Source organism: Paraburkholderia sp. J94 (assembly GCF_905220285.1).
Lineage (GTDB): Bacteria > Pseudomonadota > Gammaproteobacteria > Burkholderiales > Burkholderiaceae > Paraburkholderia > Paraburkholderia tropica_A.
Map to the genome: position 1 here is coordinate 165,723 of NZ_CAJMZH010000016.1, position 20,245 is coordinate 185,967.

General features: G+C 58.9%; 26 protein-coding genes. 19 read left to right on the forward strand and 7 right to left on the reverse strand.

All coding sequences use genetic code 11. The features are described 5' to 3' along the window. Positions 1–87: 87 nt before the first annotated feature. From U4Y88_RS29685 to U4Y88_RS29755, 15 genes are all read left to right on the forward strand, one after another. Positions 88–357, forward strand: a complete 270-nt coding sequence (locus U4Y88_RS29685) for a hypothetical protein (RefSeq protein ID WP_065058012.1) — start codon at positions 88–90, stop codon at positions 355–357. Continuing rightward, a complete protein-coding gene (locus tag U4Y88_RS29690) occupies positions 354–1,676 on the forward strand; it encodes a hypothetical protein (RefSeq protein ID WP_321788261.1) in 1,323 nt (440 codons plus the stop codon). Before U4Y88_RS29685 ends, U4Y88_RS29690 begins: the two co-directional genes overlap by 4 nt. A gap of 158 nt (positions 1,677–1,834) precedes the next feature. After that, entirely contained in the window at positions 1,835–2,329 is a 495-nt protein-coding gene (locus U4Y88_RS29695; RefSeq protein WP_321788263.1) for an NADAR family protein, read from the forward strand. Positions 2,330–2,400: 71 nt separating this feature from the next. Beyond that, entirely contained in the window at positions 2,401–3,771 is a 1,371-nt protein-coding gene (locus U4Y88_RS29700) for a metallophosphatase family protein (RefSeq protein WP_321788265.1), read from the forward strand. A gap of 235 nt (positions 3,772–4,006) precedes the next feature. Then, positions 4,007–4,594: a hypothetical protein gene (locus U4Y88_RS29705; RefSeq protein WP_321788267.1), complete on the forward strand. Its 588-nt coding sequence runs from the start codon at positions 4,007–4,009 to the stop codon at positions 4,592–4,594. Then, positions 4,582–6,903 (forward strand): SMC family ATPase, encoded by a 2,322-nt coding sequence (locus U4Y88_RS29710; protein ID WP_321788269.1) that lies wholly within the window; start codon positions 4,582–4,584, stop codon positions 6,901–6,903. The genes U4Y88_RS29705 and U4Y88_RS29710 overlap by 13 nt, the downstream gene beginning before the upstream one ends. A gap of 73 nt (positions 6,904–6,976) precedes the next feature. Continuing rightward, the gene (locus tag U4Y88_RS29715; protein WP_321788271.1) at positions 6,977–7,159 is read left to right on the forward strand and encodes a hypothetical protein; all 183 of its coding nucleotides are present in this window, start codon (positions 6,977–6,979) and stop codon (positions 7,157–7,159) included. 54 nt (positions 7,160–7,213) lie between these two features. After that, the gene (locus U4Y88_RS29720) at positions 7,214–7,414 is read left to right on the forward strand and encodes a hypothetical protein (RefSeq protein ID WP_124262091.1); all 201 of its coding nucleotides are present in this window, start codon (positions 7,214–7,216) and stop codon (positions 7,412–7,414) included. A gap of 242 nt (positions 7,415–7,656) precedes the next feature. Then, positions 7,657–8,013: a hypothetical protein gene (locus tag U4Y88_RS29725; protein ID WP_321788273.1), complete on the forward strand. Its 357-nt coding sequence runs from the start codon at positions 7,657–7,659 to the stop codon at positions 8,011–8,013. A 10-nt stretch (positions 8,014–8,023) separates the two neighbouring features. Next, positions 8,024–8,347 (forward strand): winged helix-turn-helix domain-containing protein, encoded by a 324-nt coding sequence (locus tag U4Y88_RS29730; RefSeq protein WP_321788274.1) that lies wholly within the window; start codon positions 8,024–8,026, stop codon positions 8,345–8,347. A 425-nt stretch (positions 8,348–8,772) separates the two neighbouring features. Further along, entirely contained in the window at positions 8,773–9,033 is a 261-nt protein-coding gene (locus U4Y88_RS29735; protein WP_321788276.1) for a hypothetical protein, read from the forward strand. 106 nt (positions 9,034–9,139) lie between these two features. Beyond that, entirely contained in the window at positions 9,140–9,367 is a 228-nt protein-coding gene (locus U4Y88_RS29740; protein ID WP_321788278.1) for a hypothetical protein, read from the forward strand. 238 nt (positions 9,368–9,605) lie between these two features. After that, positions 9,606–10,139 (forward strand): hypothetical protein, encoded by a 534-nt coding sequence (locus tag U4Y88_RS29745; protein WP_321788280.1) that lies wholly within the window; start codon positions 9,606–9,608, stop codon positions 10,137–10,139. 144 nt (positions 10,140–10,283) lie between these two features. Further along, entirely contained in the window at positions 10,284–10,997 is a 714-nt protein-coding gene (locus U4Y88_RS29750; protein WP_321788282.1) for a hypothetical protein, read from the forward strand. 114 nt (positions 10,998–11,111) lie between these two features. Beyond that, the gene (locus tag U4Y88_RS29755; RefSeq protein ID WP_321788284.1) at positions 11,112–11,426 is read left to right on the forward strand and encodes a hypothetical protein; all 315 of its coding nucleotides are present in this window, start codon (positions 11,112–11,114) and stop codon (positions 11,424–11,426) included. Positions 11,427–11,500: 74 nt separating this feature from the next. Here U4Y88_RS29755 and U4Y88_RS29760 read toward each other — a convergent pair whose 3' ends face one another. The 4 genes from U4Y88_RS29760 to U4Y88_RS29775 all read right to left on the reverse strand — a co-directional run bounded on the left by U4Y88_RS29760 (position 11,501) and on the right by U4Y88_RS29775 (position 14,957). Further along, positions 11,501–11,785: an H-NS histone family protein gene (locus U4Y88_RS29760; RefSeq protein WP_321788285.1), complete on the reverse strand. Its 285-nt coding sequence runs from the start codon at positions 11,783–11,785 to the stop codon at positions 11,501–11,503. A gap of 147 nt (positions 11,786–11,932) precedes the next feature. Then, positions 11,933–12,400: a hypothetical protein gene (locus U4Y88_RS29765; protein WP_321788287.1), complete on the reverse strand. Its 468-nt coding sequence runs from the start codon at positions 12,398–12,400 to the stop codon at positions 11,933–11,935. Positions 12,401–12,446: 46 nt separating this feature from the next. Then, complete coding sequence (locus tag U4Y88_RS29770) at positions 12,447–13,385, reverse strand: tyrosine-type recombinase/integrase (protein ID WP_321788289.1); 939 nt, start codon at positions 13,383–13,385, stop codon at positions 12,447–12,449. 513 nt (positions 13,386–13,898) lie between these two features. After that, positions 13,899–14,957 carry a DUF4062 domain-containing protein gene (locus U4Y88_RS29775; protein ID WP_321788291.1) on the reverse strand — a complete coding sequence of 353 codons (1,059 nt, stop codon included), beginning with the start codon at positions 14,955–14,957 and terminating at the stop codon, positions 13,899–13,901. 593 nt (positions 14,958–15,550) lie between these two features. Here U4Y88_RS29775 and U4Y88_RS29780 point away from each other — a divergent pair. Next, a complete protein-coding gene (locus U4Y88_RS29780) occupies positions 15,551–15,955 on the forward strand; it encodes a hypothetical protein (RefSeq protein WP_321788293.1) in 405 nt (134 codons plus the stop codon). Positions 15,956–16,827: 872 nt separating this feature from the next. Here U4Y88_RS29780 and U4Y88_RS29785 read toward each other — a convergent pair. Together U4Y88_RS29785 and U4Y88_RS29790 are read right to left on the reverse strand one after the other, a co-directional pair. Further along, a complete protein-coding gene (locus U4Y88_RS29785) occupies positions 16,828–17,301 on the reverse strand; it encodes a GNAT family N-acetyltransferase (RefSeq protein ID WP_321788294.1) in 474 nt (157 codons plus the stop codon). Positions 17,302–17,381: 80 nt separating this feature from the next. Next, positions 17,382–17,774 (reverse strand): hypothetical protein, encoded by a 393-nt coding sequence (locus U4Y88_RS29790; protein ID WP_224005309.1) that lies wholly within the window; start codon positions 17,772–17,774, stop codon positions 17,382–17,384. Positions 17,775–18,170: 396 nt separating this feature from the next. Here U4Y88_RS29790 and lepB point away from each other — a divergent pair, with 396 nt between their 5' ends. The 3 genes from lepB (at position 18,171) to U4Y88_RS29805 (ending at position 19,595) form a co-directional block, all read left to right on the forward strand. Further along, positions 18,171–18,860 carry a signal peptidase I gene (gene lepB, locus U4Y88_RS29795; RefSeq protein WP_321788296.1) on the forward strand — a complete coding sequence of 230 codons (690 nt, stop codon included), beginning with the start codon at positions 18,171–18,173 and terminating at the stop codon, positions 18,858–18,860. Between the two features lie 86 nt (positions 18,861–18,946). Then, complete coding sequence (locus tag U4Y88_RS29800) at positions 18,947–19,291, forward strand: hypothetical protein (protein WP_321788380.1); 345 nt, start codon at positions 18,947–18,949, stop codon at positions 19,289–19,291. After that, positions 19,194–19,595, forward strand: a complete 402-nt coding sequence (locus U4Y88_RS29805; protein ID WP_321788298.1) for a GFA family protein — start codon at positions 19,194–19,196, stop codon at positions 19,593–19,595. The genes U4Y88_RS29800 and U4Y88_RS29805 overlap by 98 nt, the downstream gene beginning before the upstream one ends. Before the next feature lie 88 nt (positions 19,596–19,683). On the opposite strand, the gene U4Y88_RS29810 is transcribed toward U4Y88_RS29805, so the two are convergent. Then, on the reverse strand, positions 19,684–20,145 hold the full coding sequence (locus U4Y88_RS29810; protein WP_321788300.1) for a GNAT family N-acetyltransferase: 462 nt from the start codon (positions 20,143–20,145) through the stop codon (positions 19,684–19,686). Positions 20,146–20,245: the final 100 nt, after the last annotated feature.

Genomic DNA, 20,245 nt, shown 5'->3' on the forward strand with positions numbered 1-20,245 from the left:
TCCGAATCCACAAACGCGTTCCTCTTGCCAGGGGAGCGCGTTTTTTTTCGTCCTGTGTTTTTCCATTCCCTGCCTGGAGGCACCCCCATGCTTCTTCCCAGCTCCATTGACCAGCGCATAGCCGACACGATCAGCACCACGATCGAAGGCGAGCGCACTACTGCCGACACGACGTCGCCCGCCTGGCGCGCGCGTTGCGAAACGGCACAGATCGCGATGCTCGCCGACAGCGAACGCCGCGTTGTGCTTTCCCATATCGCCACACGCCGCGGAGAAGCGGCAGCATCCACTCTGGCGCAGTCGGCCGGTGAGATGCGCACTTCGGCGATCTTCATTCTTGCGAGGAAACCATCGTGAATTCAGTGATCAGCATGCATGGCAACGCCGTGCGTAGCATCGTCGAGGAGCGCGCGCCGCGCACGCCCGTCATCGGGCGCATCCGGCCGGGTATCAAGGTGCTGACCTCGGCCGCACGAAAAAACGAGCGGGCGGTGAAGCTCTACGACGAGCTGCTCGCCGCCGGCGAATCGTTCGAGAAAATCGGCGAGGAGATCGAGCGCCGTTGCAGTCTCAAAAATGCCCTCGCGCCCCGCAACGTGCCTTATTTCACGTGCCGTCGCTCGGACTTCACCAACCCGGACATTGCTGACGAAATCCTTCGTCGCTATGGCGAGGATCGCGGTGATGGTCTCAAGCTTTATCGCTTCCCGGCCGTGTTCGCATTCAACGACTGGATGGCGAATATCCCGAACGAAATGGCGACCTGGGGGACCAACGGCCGCAAGTTCTTCTCCGAATACGGAACGGAAGGCACACGCTTCTGCATGTTGTACGCGAAGCCCGAGCGCGACCCGCGTGCACAGCGCGCCCAGCGCAACTTTGGGCCGCGCAAAAGCACCCTGCGTAACGATGAGTCGATTCCCGATGGCGTGTGCAACCCCGAGCGCTGCCCGCAGTATCAGTCGCGCCAGTGCAACCTGTCGGCGCGCTTCATCTTCGCGATCCCCGAGATCAAGGGGCTTGGGTTGATCGAGTTGCCGACCAACTCGATCTATGTGCTGCAGAAGGCTTACTCGGCGATGCAGACCGTCTCGCTCGCGCGTGGCCGGCTCACCGGAACGCACTTCTGGATGTCGAAGCGCGAGTTCGATATCACGCGCATCAACGAATCTGGCGAGGCAGTACGCCAGAGCCAGATGCTTACGGTGCTCGATGCCGATATCGACATCAGCGCGCTGCTCGACGGCGCCGAAGACCAGCCTCCCGCGCTTGCGATGGCCACCGAAGCAGCCGCGCTGCTGGAAGGGAGCGACACTGCCGCTCTGTCCAATGTGCGCACGCTGCATCCGGTCACGCTCGATGGCAATTCCGCAAACGGGCACGATCACATCGAGATGGCGGATCGTGGCCTGCAGTCGGCCAGCTCGTCAGATCCCGCCGAAACGCTCGAAGACAAGCTTGAGCGGATGTCGGACCTCCTCAAGCGTCTGGGTCTGAGCGTCGAAACGCGACAGCGTGACTTCCGCCGTTTTGCCTACATGAAATTTGGCAACGGCTGGACAAAGCGCGTCGACGACGTTGACGGCATGAACGCGCGACTCGTCGGGGCACTCGAGGATAGCGCTTCGCTGGAGCGTGAAATCGAGGCAGCGGTGCAGGATGCGCTGTTCCAGTAACCCAAAGCCGGCCCCTGACGGGGTCGGCGCCTCTTTCCAGTCCTGGTACGAGAGCCTTTCAGCAAGCAGACTTGCTAAAACGCTTTCGACCGCGCTTTCGCGCATCGAAATCCGTCCGCCATCCGGCGGCCCATCCATCTTGATCAGGGAGTTGTCCGATGCACAGGATCGGCAACTACACCGCGTTTTTTGGCGCGGGCGACGAGTTCAGCAACTGGCATCGTTGCGAGTTCTCTTACCGTGGCTTCACGTTTACCTCGGTCGAGCAGTTCATGATGTTTTCGAAGGCGAAGCTTTTCGCGGATGAACGCTCGGCCGATGCGGTGATGGCCACGAACGATCCGGCGCAGCAGAAAGCAATTGGCCGCAAGGTCACCGGCTTCGAGGAATCGCTGTGGCACAGGAAGCGCGAATCGATTGTGTACGTTGGCTGTCGCGAGAAGTTCGCGCAGAACCGTGCATTGCGCTCCGTGCTGTTCGCATCGAATCCAACGGTACTCGTGGAAGCGAGTCCCTGGGATCGCATCTGGGGCGTCGGTCTCGACGCCCGTAACCCGGACATTGCAGATCCCGCGAAGTGGCGAGGTCAGAACCTGCTCGGCGAGACGCTGATGCGGGTGCGCGACGCGCTCGATCCGCGACATCACTTTTAGAACCCGCTTCCTGCGGGTCCATTCATTGAGGCTGCCTTCGGGTGGCCATTTTTCGTTTACGGAGGTGCGTCTTGAAGATCGCCCATTTTTCTGACCTGCATTACTCGCCCGAACGGCTGGACGAAGCGGATCGCTGCTTCGGCTTCGCCGTCGACGATGCAATCGCGCGCTCCGCGCGCGTGGCCATCGTCTCAGGCGACTCGACCGATCACCGGCTCGATGCGCATTCACCGGCACTCGGCGCGCTCGCGCGCCAGATTCACCGGCTCGCGGCGGCGATGCCCGTGATCATGCTGCAAGGCACGTTCTCGCACGAGCCGCCCGGCACGCTCGATATCTTCGCGCTGATGGGCTCGACCAACGAGGTGTTCGTCGCCGATCGCATCCAGCAGGTTGCGTTCGCGCACGGCCGCTTCATTGCGTCAGCGGGTGCGGTGTTCAGCGACGACGAACTCGCGCACGTCATCGCGATGCATCCCGAAGCGGTCTTCACCTGTCTGCCGACGATCAACAAGGGGCAGTTCGCGGCGAGTGTTGGCGCCCTCGCCGCGGCCACCGATCTCGGCGACGTGCTGGGGACGTATCTGGCAGCGTCCGGCAGGGTGAACGCGCAGTTGCGCGACGCGGGCATCGCGACCGTGGGCATTTCGCACGGCACGGTGGTGGGCTGCGAGACGGAGCACGGCGTCACGATGGCGGGGTTCGATCACGAATTCTCGCTCTCGGCGCTGTTCGACTCGCAGTGCTCGGCGTTTCTTCTCGGGCACATCCACAAGCATCAGTCGTGGCAGAGCGCAGGGCGACTCATTGCCTACCCGGGATCGATCGGGCGTTTCCACTACGGCGAGCAGGGTGAGAAGGGTTACCTGTTATGGGAAGTGGATACCGATACGGCTTCGGCCGAACTGGTGCCCACGCCTTCGCGCCGCATGCTTTGTGTGGACTTCGACGGGCCGCCCGATATGGACCGGCTCGCCGCGCTCGCCGCAGACTCGGGCGATGCGTTCGTGCGCATTCGTTGGCAGATCGACGAGGAGCACCGGCAGTCCGTCGATCGCACCGCGATTGCGGCGATGTTCGCCCACGCGCCTGGCGTAAAGCTCGAGCCGCGCATTCTCCCGGTCGTGCGCAGTCGCGCACAGGGCATCAGCCTGGAGACGTCGGTCGACGCGAAGCTTGCGCGCTGGTGCGAACTGACGGATGTCGCGCCGTTGCCGTTGCTTGATCGCCTGCAGATGCTCGAAACGGCTGACGCGTCGGAGATCGCCGCGGCGGTGCTGGCCGGACTGGATGGGCCGCCCGCGGCTGCGCCTCTGTCGCTGGTCGTTGGCGCGACCGCCGACGTCGACGTCGACGCACAACCGCAGGAGCAATCGCTCGCTACATCGGCCGCCGTCGAGTCCAGTACTGATTGGCTCGAAGGTGATCTGTTCGCGGCGTAGCTCACACGCCGCCATCACGTGAGCGGGGCCTGTATGGCCCGCTCACGCGCGGAACGCTGCCGTGTTCCGGGAGCGCGCTCAACCGGGATTATCCCGAGCGCGCTGCCGGAACAAGGTTCAACCCGCGCCCCTGGCGCATCGATCGCAGCACCCGCTGTATCCATTTTCTTTTGACCCTGACGGGGAGCGATCTCCCGATGGGGGCGCACTCCGTCCTTTTTTCTGGAGTGTGCCCATGTTTGGTCTGTATCCCGCTGGTCCCAACTGGGTCCGGCATTTCAATGCAACGCTGTCCGCAACCGATATCCAGCAGCTTCTCGTGAAGCATGCCGGATTCACTGCGGCGCTTTTCCATCAACCCTACGGTGCCGCGCGCGGAGCCGTCATCGCGGTCCGCCACGGCTTCGTCGTGATGGTCCATGAACGCGACGCCCACGAGCTCGAACTCGTTGTCGCGCCCGACGTCGAGATGACGAACCTGCTCTGGTCGCACAGCAACGGCTACGCGAGCCAGTGGTCTGTACGTGAGCTGAAGGCGCTCACGGCATGCGATAGCTGGGAGCAGCTTCTGGCGATGGCAGGCACGCGGTTCAATGCGGCCTGCACGGCACTGGAACGCGCAATCGACGGCACCATCGTGCCGCCGGCGGTACCCACTCCGGCCGAACCGGAACAGGTTGTCGCTGTCGCGCCTGTCGCAGCTATCGCAGCGGTCGACCCGATCGTCTCCTCGTCGTTTCCTGACGATGACGATGTGCCGTGGCTGCCGTCCGATTACCTTCAGGACGTGGCGTTTGCGGAGGGGCTGTCATGCGACCGCTGACCCTCACGCTAGAAGGCTTCCACGGCGTGCGGGACGGGATGCGGCGCGACAGCGTCACGCTCGCTCTCGAATCGTTACCAGTGGGGCTGATCGCTCTCAAGGGGCCGAACGGCGCGGGCAAGTCCACCCTCATGGACAACCTGCATCCGTACCGGATCATGCCCTCGCACGCCGCGAAGCTCTCCGTCGATGCCTTCTCGTACTGGGACCACGTTCGTGGGCCGCAGGCGCAGAAGATCTTCGAATGGGATCACGCCAACGTGCGCTATCGCTCGACCTTCTCCTTCCGCAAGCCTGGCAAGACCAACAAGGCGGAGTACTTCCTCGCCTGGCGTGACAAGGCCGGTCTGTGGCAACCGTTCACGGCACCGGATGGCACGAAGTCCGATGGCAAGGCCGACACCTACGACCGTTGTGTCGAATCGGTGTGCGGCTCGCTCGAATCGTTCTTCACCAGTGTCTTTTCCGCGCAGAACCGGCGGCCGCTCGCGTCCTACAACGCGGGCGAGATCAAGTCGCTGCTGGCGGAGCTGCTGCACATCGACCATCTGCGCGCGCTCTCGGCGAAGGCCGCGGACGTTGCAAAGGTGCTCGGTGGCAACCTCGACGGTATCCAGCGTGAGCTCGCTACCCTGAGCCAGAAGCGCGAAGCGCTCGCGGCAACGGAGCGTGGGATTGCGGCGGACATCGAGGCGATCGCAGCCGCTCGACGCGAACGCGAGGATCTTCACGGCAAGGCCCAGACACTCGCGCAGCAACGCGCGACGCTGGCCGCGAAACAGGCTGAATCGGCAACCGCCGAAGCTCGCCTGCGTGAACTGGAGAAGCAGCGCGGCGAAGTCAACGCGTCGCTGACGAGCATCGCGTCGCAGGCGGAAGAAATTGTGCGCCGGCTGCGCGAGCGACGCAGTGCGCTTGAGAAAAACATTGCTTCTCACGAAGCGACGCTATCTCAACGTGCACTGATCGAAGGTGCGCAGGCGCAGTGCGATCAGGCCCGGATGGTCATCGGTCGGGAAGAAGCGCGCGTCAAGGCGCTTCAGGCGGAGATCGTCGAACTGGCGCAACAGCAGACTGTGCTGGCCGAGGCAAATTCTGATCTGAGCAGGCTGGAAGGTCAGGGGCAGTCGAAAACTGCCTTGCTCAAGACGCTGCAGCAGCAGGCAGCGGTGATCGACCAGGTGCCGTGTGCCGGGCATGCCATGCACACGACCTGTCCGCTGCTTGCTCAGGCGCGTGACGCATCTGCGAAGGCTACAGAGCAACGCGTGTCCATCGAGACGCTGCGCACGAGCTATCGCCAGCGCAAGCAGGTCGTCGACAGGCTCGCGCCGGTTGTTGCCGCGCTCGCGCCCAAACGCGACGCACTTCAACAGGCGGGCGATGCGCTGACAAAGGCTCGCAACGAGTTGCAGCAGGCGACGGCACTGGCCGCGCGCAAGCCGCTACTCGAAGCGTCCGCGAAAGCGCTGACCGAAGCCCGCACGGAGCTGGCCAACGCGCAGGAGCAGCATCGTCAGGTCACAGAACATCGCGACCGCGAGACGAAGCGCCTGCAGACGTCGCTGCAGGACATCGCTGCCGAAGCTTCGCGGCTCGCGGCATCCGATGTCACTGCGGCGATCGCCGGTCTGGATCGCCAGCTCGTTGCGAACCGGGAGGCCTGTGCGGCTCTCGACGCGCGTATCGAGGCGCTGATCCGTCAGCAGGCGACGCGCGAAACACAGCGTGACGCCATGACGACGGAGCTTGCCGGATTCGACGCCACCCGTTCGCGGGCGGACCGTCTGTCCGCTGAGATAGCGCACTGGAAGCTGCTCGCCAAAGGCCTCGGCAACGATGGTCTGGTCGCTCTGACCATTGACGACGCTGGCCCGGCGCTCACGCAGACGGTCAACGACCTGCTGCTGGCGTGCTACGGACCGCGATTCACCGTCGAGATCCGCACGCAACGTGCGCTTGCCAGCGGCGATATGCGCGAAGGCTTCGAGATCTTGGTCCATGACGCCGATAACGACAGCACCAAGCCTGTATCGGTGATGTCGGGTGGGCAGAAGGTCTGGATCAACGAATGTCTCACGCGTGGCATCGCCCTTTATCTCGCGCGCAATGCGGGGGAGCCGTACGAGACGCTGTTCAGCGACGAGTCGGACGGTCCGCTTGACCCTGCACGCAAGGTGCAGTTCATGAAGATGAAACGCGAGGTTCTCCGCCAGGGGGGCTACGCGCGTGAATTCTTCATCTCGCAGACACCGGACCTCGTCATCGAGGCGGACGCCGTCATCGACGTCGAGGCGATGGCTGCGTGATTTTTTCTTTAACCCTTGTGGGGAGCGACTCCCCGCAAGGGGCGCTCCTCGTCTTCACACCCGAGGAGCAACCATGTTTCAGAAGCAACTTTGCGCTGTTCGCTGCACCACGCTCGCCGTGCGTGCGGCCGCTCCACGCCGAGGCGTCGAGCACGTCTACACGCTCAACGGCTCGCGCCTGCGCGACGTCCTCGTTGATGGCCACTGGATCACCGTGACCGTCAGCGAACCCGTCGACCAGCGCGCCGCTGCGTGATCTTCCTTCGCCGCCCCACACGGGGCGGCGCCATTCTCTTTTCTGGAACACACCATGATGAATTTTCTGATGCTGCTCGTGGCAGCCGCCGGCACGTCTTCGCTTACGGCTTGTGGCAACGCTCCGGCGATGCCAAAGGCGGACCGCACCGTGATCGTTGTGCATTCGCCCAAGCGCGAGCAGGGCGATTTCCGGATCTGCGACGACGGGCGCGTACTCGTCTTTCCGGCGAACCATCCCAAGTCGTGCGCGTGACCCGGACAACCCAGTAACTGGCCAGCGGCCCAACCGCAACGAAGGCCCTGTCTCCCTCTGGAGCAGGGCCTTTGTCTTTTCTGATTCAAAACAGGAGGTGCCTTGCAACGCCAGATCGTCATCGCAACAGTGGCGGCATCGCTTCTCGCAGCCGCGCTCATCTGCGTGCTGTCTTCGTACACCGCGCCCACACCTTTCTAGCGGCCGTCCGCAGACGGGCCGCACCATTTCAGGAACTGACCATGACGTATTCGAGTAACGATTTTTCAGAAGATATCGGGCGGTGCCTCATCGACACCGACGTAGTCGAAGCCGAAGAGTTCTCTGACGCCGATATCGGCGCGCAGGCCGACCTTGCCATTGCCGGAATCATCGGCGCAAGCCACGCCGCGCGCGCCGCGCGCTTCATCTCGACCGTGCTCGCGTCCCCGTGCGCGCGGGACGACAAGACGCTCGCGCACGCGCTGCGCCTTGCCGACGCGATCGCGAGTCAATGCAGGCTGGTGCTCCCGCCGACGGGCAACGCCTTCTCATCGTTCGTGAGAGGTCTGCCCGGCGGTCGGGAGTGGTCGCAACATCTCGTGTTGCAGTCGGTGTAGGATGCCCGGCATGACGCACTCGCAAACCGCCTCGCGCGCTGGCCCGAGTGCCGGCAATACGCATCGCATTTCCGACCCGCAGCGCTGGCGCCCGGACTTCGCCCGGATTCGTGGAAAAGTCTACCTGGCCATCGCTGACCAGATACAGAATGCGATCTTCACCGGCGTCTTTCGTGCGGGAGACCGGCTTCCGACGCAACGCGACGTGGCCGACGATCTCGGCTTCCACGTCAACACGATTAATGCGGCGTTTCGCGAAGCAGCGCGCCGCGGCCTCATCGATAGCCGTACACGCCGAGGCTCTGTCGTGTCGCCGATGCTGCATTCAGGTTGATTCCGTTCATCGAGATGCCCGCGCCACCTAACGGTGGACGCGGGCTCTTTTTCGTCCGCGCTGAAATTCGGCAGAAAGCTATACAAAAACCATAACCTTTTGCCCGCACGGCCGTCTCGAAGAGCCCCACAATGTCGTGATGAGATCAGGCTAAATACACTGGCGCCCGCTCTCGCGGAGTTCCGCGAAGGTGGCTGCAAGGACAGTTCTCACGTATTCACGGCGCCAAAATCGAACGCATCCAGTTCCTATATCCCGTGTTGTCTATCCCGAAGCCTCGAAGGCACTCTTTCACAAACGAGTTGCGAGCCTGGTTGCACCAATTTGAACAGCTAGAGAAACATCCGGACGCCTAATCCTTGCCGATACGAGCGGCAACCGTGAGTCGTCCGACTCAGTGATCTAACCGCAGAGGAGTGAGAGAAATGAAGAAACTGGTTCTTGCCGCCGTTGCCGCTCTGATGAGCCTATCGGGGATGGCCTCTGCCGAAACGACAACTGTCGAGAATGCGCTCGCCAAAGGCAATCTGTGTGAGCTGCCCGGAAAGGGCGTCTACTCGGAAGGCGCAATCGAAAAGTATCAAGGTAAGACCGTTCGCTGTCTTCGCACGCAAGCTATCGCGAAAAGCGACGCTTTGCAGGACGGCCGCGTGGAATGGATCGACGTCCGCGAATATACGAAATGAACGTGTATAGGCCTGCCCCCCCGCCGCGTGGAAAGGTGGAAAGAGCCATGCAACAACCGATCGGAAAGCGTCCGCACTCGATGCGCGGACCACAAAGGAAACCGCAATGGGCGTCCATCCTGGTTTTCAATTGACGGACACTGCAAAGCTGGCAATCGAAGCCGCATTCTCGACCCTTGTGAAGAACGCAGGTTTGCGCGGGTGGGCGGCTGGCGAGTTTGCTTCAAACCTGACAGCATGGTTGATCTCGGAGAACCTGATGCCGGTTCACGTAGCTCCTGGCGAGTTCACCCGCTTTATCAAAGCGCAGGCAACTGCCGTGCTCGCCAGATAACGTCTTCGACAACTGAAAACTAATCGTGCACGAAAACGCTCGGTGTGTGCTGTGCAACGCCCAAGCAACCCAATCGCCATTGCCGGCTAGTGACGGTGCTTACCTGTACGAATGTTCCGCATGTGGAGGGGCCTTCGTCATTGGCGGCAGAGCGCACAAACGCGCTGAACAAGGCAGCTTGCACCCCTGCGTAGTCGGTGACGTCAGATCGATGACTGCAAAGGGCGCGATACCTCGTGTGGAATTCAACAGAGGACAGTTTGAAGTATTGGCTGTACTGCCGGGCAAGTCACAAAGCATCGCATGGCCGGAAAAGACCTCGTTTTTGATGAATCCCGATCCTGCCATTCGGAAGAAACTGAAACGGGTCGCGATCTTCGCGGGCGTAGCCGCCGCGCTGTGGCTCGTTGTCGGCAGTGCGCACGGGCCGATCCAGCAGTTGTCGCGGTCGATGGACGCGAAGCGGGAGCGACCGGCGATGGAGGCGGCGATGAATGCCGGGAATCGCACTGCGGGGACGTGGCTGGCGATGCACTTCTGGAAAGACTATCCCGGCCTGCTGCAAACGGAGGCCGAAGCAGGCGAGCCTACAGCCATGTTCCTCATGGGGCGCGCCTTGATGATCGATGACCATTCCTCGAAATGGTTCAAGCTCGATCGGGCGCTGACCGCACAGCAAGTCCACGCGCAGGGCCTCCAACTCGTCCGCAAAGCGGCGGCGGCCGGCAACGAGGAAGCGCTGAAGTTCGCCCTCGACCACGGCGGCGTATAACGACCTCGAGACATCATGACCAAACACATTGAAAAAGCGGTTCGTGCGCTGCGCTCGTTGGAAGGTTATCTGCATCTGATGAGTGCGAGCCAAAAGGTCCTGGCCGATGTTCATTTCGACACCTGACACGCACAGGAAAACGCTATGGCGAAGAGGATTTCAGCAGAAGACGCGGCAAAGGCTATGAAGCTCGAACTCCCAGATTCCGAGTATGCAGTGACAGCACGGTCGATCCTCGGCGTTGATGTTGTCCTACCGGCTGAATCGCACAAAGACGCTCAGACGCGCGCGCGTGAGCTTCGCGTGCTTGAAAATCACATGGTCTGCATTCTAGAGAAGGGTAACCGCGTTGTGCGCTGGGACCGTATCAATGCTGCGGGCGGATACGTCTACGGCGAGCACACGCCGTTTCCGAAAGGTCAGAACCGCTGGCGTCGAGTCGCTGTGGACAGAGGGGAATTTATCGGCGGCATCCGGGATATCTGGACGCGTTTTGTTTGCGAGTCGAAAAATCAAGTGGTCGCTCAGCATTGCTTTGCCGGGCCTTACGTTCCTGGCCTTGTCTCAGCTATCAAGCTTGCTGCCGCACGGCGGGACAGGGCCCCTATGACTGGGAAACACACCCGAGCCGAACCTCAGCGGCGTTATACGATCTATCGCGGAGGAATGACGCCGACTCACAAGATTCTCGCAACACACGACTTCTACAAGGTCGTGGAGGTTTTGTGGAACGCCCAAACGTTGAACGACGCGGAAACAAGCGAGGCACGCCACTACCTCAAGCTGCCTTCACAGGAGATTTTGGCTCAGGGCGACGCCAATTATCGCGAGTGGCTAACGGAAAACGTCGGGTTCTAGGGTGACACAGAAATCACTAACGTACTGAGGCAACGGAAAACAGGCCCATGAGGGCCCCGCGCGGCCGGAAGCCGAATCGAGCCGCGATGATTGCGCGCGCGGCTGGCGACGGGCGTGGCGGCAGCAACGCCTGGCGAATACAAAGGAAAACGGGCTGTGATTCGTGAAAAGGATGATGACGACAAACTCGTAGCGGTCGCGTGGCGCTGCATACTGGCTGCAGCGGTTCTTTTCGTCGTCGGCGGCTTTAGCGCGTTTGCGTACAAGGCTAGCGTTGTGCCACTGCCGGCATCTGAAGAACGCCCCTCGGCATCATTGGTTTCGTTGATCGCTGACGGGAAAAAGCATCTCAAGCGAGATGGCAAGGAAGTTGTGTGCGAAATCGAAAATCCACGTCCCGAGTGTCGATCAGATTTGCTTGCACGGTGAATGGGCGAGGTAAGAGCTGAATTTTCCCTCAGCGAATCGATCGGTCTGAGATCAAAAATTCGGTACCCCTTTGGCTAGCGATTGATCAGGAAAATCGATCGATCACCTGCGTCCTTGATCCAGTTCGGCGGCTTTCCGCGCCCAGACCATTCTGCCCCCGTTGCGGGATCCCGATACTTCGCTGGAAGTTTCTGTTTCGCTTTCGCCACAGGCGCGCGGAGCTCGTCGATCGTGATCCGATGTTGCTTCATCTTTCCGATGATCTGCTCCATCATCGAGCTTCGCTCTTCCTTGAATGCGGCCGCGAGTTGGCTTTCGAGCTGCTCCCGTTGAGCAAGGAGTTCTTTCAGGTCTGACATCGAATCGAAGTGTAGTCTGGGCGAATTCGCATTCTACCGCGCGCGAACACACGACATTCATGCACCGGCCCCGTGAAAGGGCGCGGTGCTCGCTGCGAATGGTCTCTCGCGCCACTGGTCACTTACCCGCAGCGCAGTGTATCGGCATCAAGCAAGTGCGGCCGCGACCTCGGTCGCGACGACAGACGCAATCGCGTGGACCGTGTCCACCCGCACGCTCCCAGCGATCAGGTTCTCCGGGTCGATTTCGATACGCTCGACGACGCGGCCCCGCCGAGCTTTCTCGGGGTGGATCTCGTAGCGATTGTCCCTCCTCACATAGTCGTGGAAATCCGGCGTGAATTCGAATCCAAACGAACCCGTCGAATCGGTGGCCACGAGTTTGATCACATTTAGCGGCACGCCGCGCAGGTCGTGTTCGAGCACGCGATTCAGCACGTGGTCTCTCGCGGCCGCGGATACGACCGGGCTTGGAAAGTCGGCGACGGCCTGACGCAGCTCGATGATCGCGAGCCACGGTTCCTGATCGGTGAACGCGATGCGGTAGTACATCGCACTGGGGCGGCCTTGCTCGCCCCGGAAAATGATGGGTTGCACTGGACTTTGAAACAGCATGGATGGCTCCTTGGGTATGCCGCCCACTGCGGGCGACAAAACCAGGTTACGGAGCCTGCGAGAAAGTCAAGCTCCGTCCCGGCGCCATCAACGTGGCGCGCAGACGGACCACTGTGCGTTGGCTCGCGAGCCCCATCAGGCGGCTCACCTCTTCGTTGGATTTGCCCGCAATTAGAAGCCGGCGGGCGAAGGTATTACGCAGCACGCGCGGACTCCTGTCGGCACCCTCGAAGCCCTGCGCGTCCAGCGCAGCCCGGACAGCGCGCCATAACGTCTCCTCTGAGAGCGAACCGGCCGGACCTAGCAACGGGAACAGCAACTCATCATCGTCTGCCCGCGGCCGGTGAAGCCACGCGTCGACTACCGCGCGTGCAAACGGCGCAACCGGGATCAGACGCTCGACTCTCGCTCCGTGCGCGCTGACGAGGAAGCGCCATCGCCCCCTCTCTGCGATCACGTGCTCCCGCCGCGCGCGTCTGATCTCGGCCGACGTAACGCCGGTAGCGAGCAATAACGCGACCGCTGCCCGATTACGGAGTCCACGCTCATCCCCTTCGGGCCACTCCTGTAACGCGTCCTGCAGACGGAGGTCGGCGACTTCGTCCAGATAAATGGGCACAGGCTCCCCCCTTGGCCACGAACTCAGCCGCGCGTGCGCCGCTGCCGGGTTATCGCCACGCAGCCCGACGTCAACGAGATGACGACATAGCCGGTCGATGAGCTTCGCATATCGCAGCGCTGTGCTCGTCTCCGCGCGGCAGTGGCCGCCCAGGTCATCTAGGAAGGCAGCGAAGTGGTCCTCTCCGAAATGACGAATGTCCGTCCCACGCGTTGCGAGGAAGCGCTGGAAGCGTTCGAACATCGTCGTGTGCTGGACGATCGAGCGGGCGGAAAAAGGCCTTCCGGCCGCGCCCGTCGCATCGAGTTTCTGCCAGCGCCGAAAGGCCATACCCGGCGCGTGAAGCCAGTCGTCGTTCTGATTCACGGCTGAAATATACTGAATTGGAGTCCTGATCACTTTAAGGCGAATCTTCGATTCGCGCACTGGGCGAGCAGGGGGAAGGCGTCATACTGGCGGTTTTTCATCCAGATCGGGCTTCTAAGTGTCCCCTTGATTTTCGTGCAGTTTTCCGGTTAGCCCGGCCCCCGCTTGAAGGGGCTTTGCCTTTAGGCCCCTTATCATTTTCCTTTCCAATCAGCGACCTGCTGACTGCCCATCCTGAAGTGGGAAACCGGAGCAGAGGAGGGTGCCGATGCTGCAGCCGCAGCCCTCGATTGGCGGGACGGCAGGCATCGTTCGGGGCAACAACTGCGCAGCCGGGTCATCCGATACCCGGGCCGGGCAGCCGGGCAGCGTCGAGAAGCCGCGGCCAGCCCCTCGCTCCTGCCGACGAACTTCCGGTGTCGACCCGTTGCGGTCGGTCAAGCCGTCGAAGTCCCAAGGGCCGATTTCGAGCGTTCAACGGTCATTCTTGAAGATCGTAGGTGTAGCACGCGATTAGGCGAGCAGATCCGAGGCGCTTTCACTTTCCACCTCGCGCCACAACTGATCAATATCCTCGCTATATCGGTGATGGAGGCTTCCTGTACCAGCTTTAAGTCGCATCGTTGTCAATTCGTTCGATCTAATGCGAGTAAAATATAGTGATACTATTGCCTCTTCGTTTGATAAAGTCGCTGAATAATTATTCAAATAGTGATGTCCTCGAACTTCAATTAATTTTCCGGAGGCTGTTTTCGCTGATATATCTCTCAAAATCTCCACAGTCTTGCGAATGTCGTTTATCTGTTGATCGAGACTTTTGTTACTCTTGCGAGTCACCAATTCGATATTTTTGGAATCGGGATGGACGAGAAGAGTACGCGTCAGGCGAGAGGAATTTGCGCGCTCGGCAATTTCATTTCGATATTTTTGAATAAAATGGTACCCATCGTTCAAAACAATGGTCACCGGCCCAGCTGAAGCGAGAATTGATTTGTGGTCCGCAGAATTCGATACCTCATCCAACGCGATTATGCCAATTTTATCGAGTGACGGATGTGTGCCAACTGGGCAAAGACCGCCGCGCGGATCTTCCTTGATCAATTCGGCCAATGCTTGGGAATATGCGCCCTCCAGAGAAAATTCGTCACTCCAAAAGTCGCAGAGATTTGCTGCCGAAATTCGATCTTTAAAAGCTCGTAAGCGATCCTGCGCATCTTGATCGCTGTCGCGATGATTTTGGTCCCCCGGCCAGTGAGCCGCGTTATTTATTATGAATCTCAGAATGGGTTTTCCCAACGCGACCGCCAAATCGTATTCTGCCTCAGTGAAACTGCGGCCAGACGCATCAGGGATGCGGGAGCCATATCTATGAGCGAGGACCAACACAAAATAATCGCTCTCTCGCACCCGACGTTCGATATATTCCCATTGTGCCTTATTCGACGCAACAAATCCTTCCATCCCTATTGGAATGTGGTTCAATCGATAGGTCGCTCGAAATAGACGCTGGCGTTCCTTGATAAGGTCGGCATATGTTGAGCTGATAAATATTTGGTGCTTGATATTTATCATGGGGTGCCCCTTCCATTTAAGTCGAGCTTAACGCGCGTGTGTACCGATTCTCTTCTCACCCCCGCAACAAGACTCCGATGGCGTACTCAAAGATTGAACGAGGGTTTGCGTAAGGGAATGAGTAGGTATGCTACACCTAGAATAACTGCGAGCATCATCAAAACATGTACAAACTTCTTGCGACAGTGGGGTAACGCACAAATCTCATGCAAACCTTGTTTCTCTATCCTGAACGAAAACGCATCAAAAACTGTCGTCGGCCGATTTCAGAACGGCTCTGCTAGGCGACGGGACGACCGCTGGAAAACGCGTGCTCGCGCGGCGCGATCACGCCGTGCGCGTACCGTCGGCGCATGACGGAGAAGAACCGACTTTCGAATGTCTGTTCGATAGCATAGTCAAACGGCCGAAACTGGCCGTGCAGCGCCCCACGACCGAGCCTGACAATCGTCTGGCGCGCACATCTCATGCAAAAGGCATAATTCGATGCGCATCGGTTTTCCCGGTTTCCCAATAACTGACACACCCCGCAGCGATCGTCGCAGCAATTTCGGTCTGGTAGTCTCGGCGCAAATCCTTCCAAGAGAGTCAAAATGCTTCGAGCGCCGATCGTAATCCGAATTCTGTTCGCACTATGCCTTCTTGCCGCAACCTTCAATCACGCCCGCGCCATTTTGCAGCATGGTTTGCTCTGGGATTACGGCTACGGAAACAAGATTGCCTTCATGAGCAAGGTCTATTGGGCTTTGCTGACTATTCTTGATCCCCTTGCCGCCGTGTTGTTGTTTGTTAAGCCGAGGTCGGGAATCTGGCTAACTGTCGCGATCATCGTAAGCGATGTAATTCACAACACGTACTATGTCGCGGCGAACGATCAATGGCTCGCGCCATTCTATTTAGGCCAAGTTGGATTCCTTGCAATCGTGCTTGGTCTCGCACCGATCGCGGCGAAGCCGGTTTCAGCGCGGTTCAAGCGCGGGTTCGAAAGACTGACGTAATCACATCTTCACCATCGATTGTTCACGATTTTGGGCGGGGTGCCGAAGGTCTCAAAGTGGCCGATTTCGCTCACAAACTCGACCGGCTTAATGCCTACTGATCGCTCGATCTGCGACGACTTAGCAAATCCTTAGGATCGATGTACTCACGATAGGTAAGGCAGAGGAAGCCCCAACACACCAAACCACCGATGATCCCGACGGCACCCTGTAGGCAGGTAAAGCCTATGTTCATCGACCAGTGCAACGTCTTTCCCACACCCCTACCGAATATGAAAGGCCACCGCCACGACCATAGCGAAAGCAGAATTCCGAGGAAGATATAGTAAGTCAAGTTCTGGATGCAAAGCCTCCACGCCACGAGAATTCCCATCGCGTAAAGAGGAAGTACTGGAAGTCCGAAAAAAACGAAGCAGCCGATTACTGCGCCAAGTTCCAGCTGCAAGAACCGTAGAATGTGGTGCCCAAGGTCCGAGCGGGGAAATGCAAGTAGCAGGTTACCCTGACGAGCGGAAATCACCACGTCAAGGGCGGGGAAGAATGCCGCCGCCGCCCCAGCCATTGCAATCGGATATGCGATGACCGCCCGCCAAAGTGTTATGAAGTGATTCCTATAGTGCGACATTTCGGTCCTCGAAATGGACTGATCCATCGTGTTGCGAATTATGTTATCGAAACCGATTGTTAGCAATCTGAGGTGCCTTCGTGATTGACCGCTGTTGGCCGCCCGCGGACTCATGCGCCTTGCATCGCCGCACGAGCGGTTGCGAACGAGCGGCCCGGCGCGACCCGGAGCGGTAGTTCGAATTCCCCCGAAGCGGACGTTCCTAAGCTGTCTCTCATCGCTCCCCAGCAGGCGTGAGTGCGCTGACTCAATCGTCCGTGCGGCTATTGGTCCCGAAGATAGGCCCGACATGGTTGTCGATCGTGTAAGACATAAAATGACGCTCTTCGCTTGAGCTATCTATCTGGAAGCCGTTTCGCTCATAGAGCCGTCTGGCAGGGTTGACGCGAAGAACACGTAGTCGGATCGATTTCCCGCAAGCATGTGCGCGCTCGATGAGGCGTCTTAGCAGCCATGTAGCAATTCCGCGGCGCTGAAAAGCAGGAAGAATATAAAGCTTTTCCAAAGACAAATTGTCTTCGTCGATCGCGACAGCGATACAGCCGATCTCATCTTTCCCGTCTTGGATAATTTCATGGATCTCGGGCCGGAAATTCTCCTGCGGCTCGGGCACCCATATTCCCCATGTTCGTACAGCATACTCTTTCATGCACGTTTCCTGAATCAGGCTCAAGAATTCCCAGTCGGAAGCAACTGCTGGACGTGTAGTGATATTCGGCATGAAAAGTTTGTCGAGCCAGCGTTTGGGAAATATTGATTGTCAACGAACCTGAGTCTGGCGTCGACTGGCCGGGTACAGACTTAGGGTGTCGCTGAAATTGCGCGTTGCACGCCAGTATCGAAGTGGTCCCGATACCAATTGATCATGCCTCGCATATACGGCTCGGCCGGTGGCGTCTCCCCGGCACCTATAAGCTCCGCACATGCGGCAGCTACCGCGGTGAGAATCCGGGCCGCTTCTGGAACATAAGGGAGATCGAGCGCCTCGTCATGCCGGGCCCGGATTACTTCGTATCGAGCGTTCTCTGGCAATGTCCACGCACTGACCAGAAATTCCTGCACACTCACTTGCCGTCCGTTCACCTGAACAGTGCGACTGCGATGCTCTTCGGTATAACCTGCTTGTTCCAAACGTTCGCAACTGTCGATAGCTGCATTTAAAACATCACGAATTAATCGCCAATCAGTTTTCATTTCGCGCCTTTAAGGTAGCTGTAATGAAACACTCAGGGTGTCGGATCGCTTGAGCCAACGCTCCATGATTGTCACCGATCCGAGGTGTCGCGTCGAACGGCCGGTTTTGGCCGGATACGACCTCATGCGCTTTGCATCGATTCGCAAGCGAGCGGTGCAGTTGACTGGCTCGACCCGCCCCGAAGCGGATCTCCAGCGATGTCGAATGAATGGCCGCTTCACTTTTCCTGTGCATTGTCGCGTGCAGTCGCCAACGAAACCGTTTTTTTGATTCGGAAGGACGCGATTCGTTAGCTTATGCGTTCAGCATTGTGCTTCATGACGACAGGGCTTATCGAATTTTTTTGGGCTATATTGGGTCTCCCATAGCATATTTCTTTACGGAGACGAAAGTTAATGCGCTTCATTGTAAAGACTTGGAAAGAAAACAAAGGCTTCATTGCTTTTCTGTTCCTCATGACAGTATTTCGCAGTGCCGTCGCGGATTGGAATGTCGTGCCCAGTGGGTCGATGCTTCCGACGATTCAAGTCGGGGATCGGATACTCGTGGACAAAATGGCGTACGACATTCGGGTTCCACTCACGCATTTCACTCTCGTACGCCTTCACAATCCGTCGCGAGGGGACATTGTCACGATCCAGTCTTCGGCGGCGCACGAACTGTTAGTCAAGCGTGTGATTGGGTTGCCGGGGGACAGCGTTGAAATGCGCGACAACATACTGTTTATCAACGGCTCACAGGTGAACTATCGGGAACTTAAGGGAGATGAATTCTCAGAATCTTCGGCCTCGCGCGGAGAATACTACTCCGAAGTGATCGACGGAACGTCTGCCCATATCATTCGTCTGTTACCTAATGCGCCGAGTCCACGGGAGTCGTTCGGCCCGGTCGTCGTGCCACCTGGGAAATACCTCATGCTTGGTGACAACAGGGATAATAGTGCGGACTCCAGATATTTTGGATTCTTTCCCCGCAATGAGATCATGGGAAAAGCAAAGCGCGTTGCCTATTCGTTGAATCCTGCACATTACTATCTTCCGCGATATGAGCGTCTCGGCAGGTCGCTTGACGCACCACTAGGTTGAGCTTTTCCACACTGGCCACTAGCTCAGACAATTTGCCTTGATTCCACCAAGCGGTCACTCGGTTAAGTACCTCCGATCGGCCGTTCTTGGCCGACTTCGAACCCAAACATTTTGTATCGATGGGCGCGCAAGCAGCGAAGGGCGACTGGCTCAGTGTGACTCCGAGCGAACTCCAGGCGCCGCTGAAAACGGCGATTCGCAACCCGGGTTTGATTTTTGAAATTGTAGGATGCATCCGTTGCGTCGGATGTCTGTGCGCGCCGAGGACAAGAGCACTCGCGCCGCGTATTGATACCCGATGCTTGCAAAAATCATTCTGGGAGCGCGTGCACGATGATCGAAACCCGACGAATCGCCAGTTGCGTCTGTGGTCAACTTACAGCTACGACATTGGGCGCGCCAATTGGCGTCGCCGTTTGTCACTGCCATGATTGCCAACGCCGAACCGGTAGCGTATTCGCTGCGCAGGCGCGATTTCCGGTGAAGGCTGTAGCTATTGCAGGCGTCTCACACACGTTCATTCGGGTTGGCGACGGTGGCAGCAAGAGTACGTTCCATTTTTGTCCCACATGCGGTGCCACGGTTTTCTACACAAATGAGGAACGCGAAGAAAGCATCATTGTTACGGTAGGGTCGTTCGCTGACCCGACGTTTCCCGCTCCGACGTTTTCCGTTTATGAAGAGCGCATGCATGCTTGGGTCGAAATGCCCGCAGGCATCGAACATATGGATTAGCTCGCTTGACAGTAGGCTGGCGAGTGCATGGCAACGATTCAAACTCTACATCGAATGTCGCTTCATGGCCGACGAGCGACAGCAGAATTCACGTCGCTTCGCTGAACTGGCTGCGGTATTTGACGAACCCGCGCTTTCGGTCGCCACGGAAACCGACCCGCTCAAAAAATCGGTGTGCATTGACGCGAGACGCCGAACTGAGAAGCATCATCTTCGAGCAGTTCCGCAACAGGCAAAATCGCTCGGCCTCACGTAGCAGCGCCTGCCCGATGCCATACCCCCGGCATTCCTGATCAACGACGAGGTTCTCGACTACCGCGAAAGGCTGTTCCGCATACATCGCATCCGCACAAAGGCAAACCAATACGGTCCCACGGACATGGCCGTCAATCGCGCACACCAGCAGGTGCGTGCTAGGGTCTTTCGCGAGCGCTTCGACCCGGCACTCAGTAACCTTGACATTCTGGTCGTTGACCAACTGACGATACAACGACTGAAGGATCTCGGCATCTGTGCGCCGCGCTATTCGGATGGTCGGTTGAGGATTCACGACGCTCGGTGGTGGTGGAAAACCATCGCTATTTTAGACGCGCCTTGGCGTCAACGGACACCTTGTTCTCACCTTAAGGCGCGCTGTATGTTGACGATCT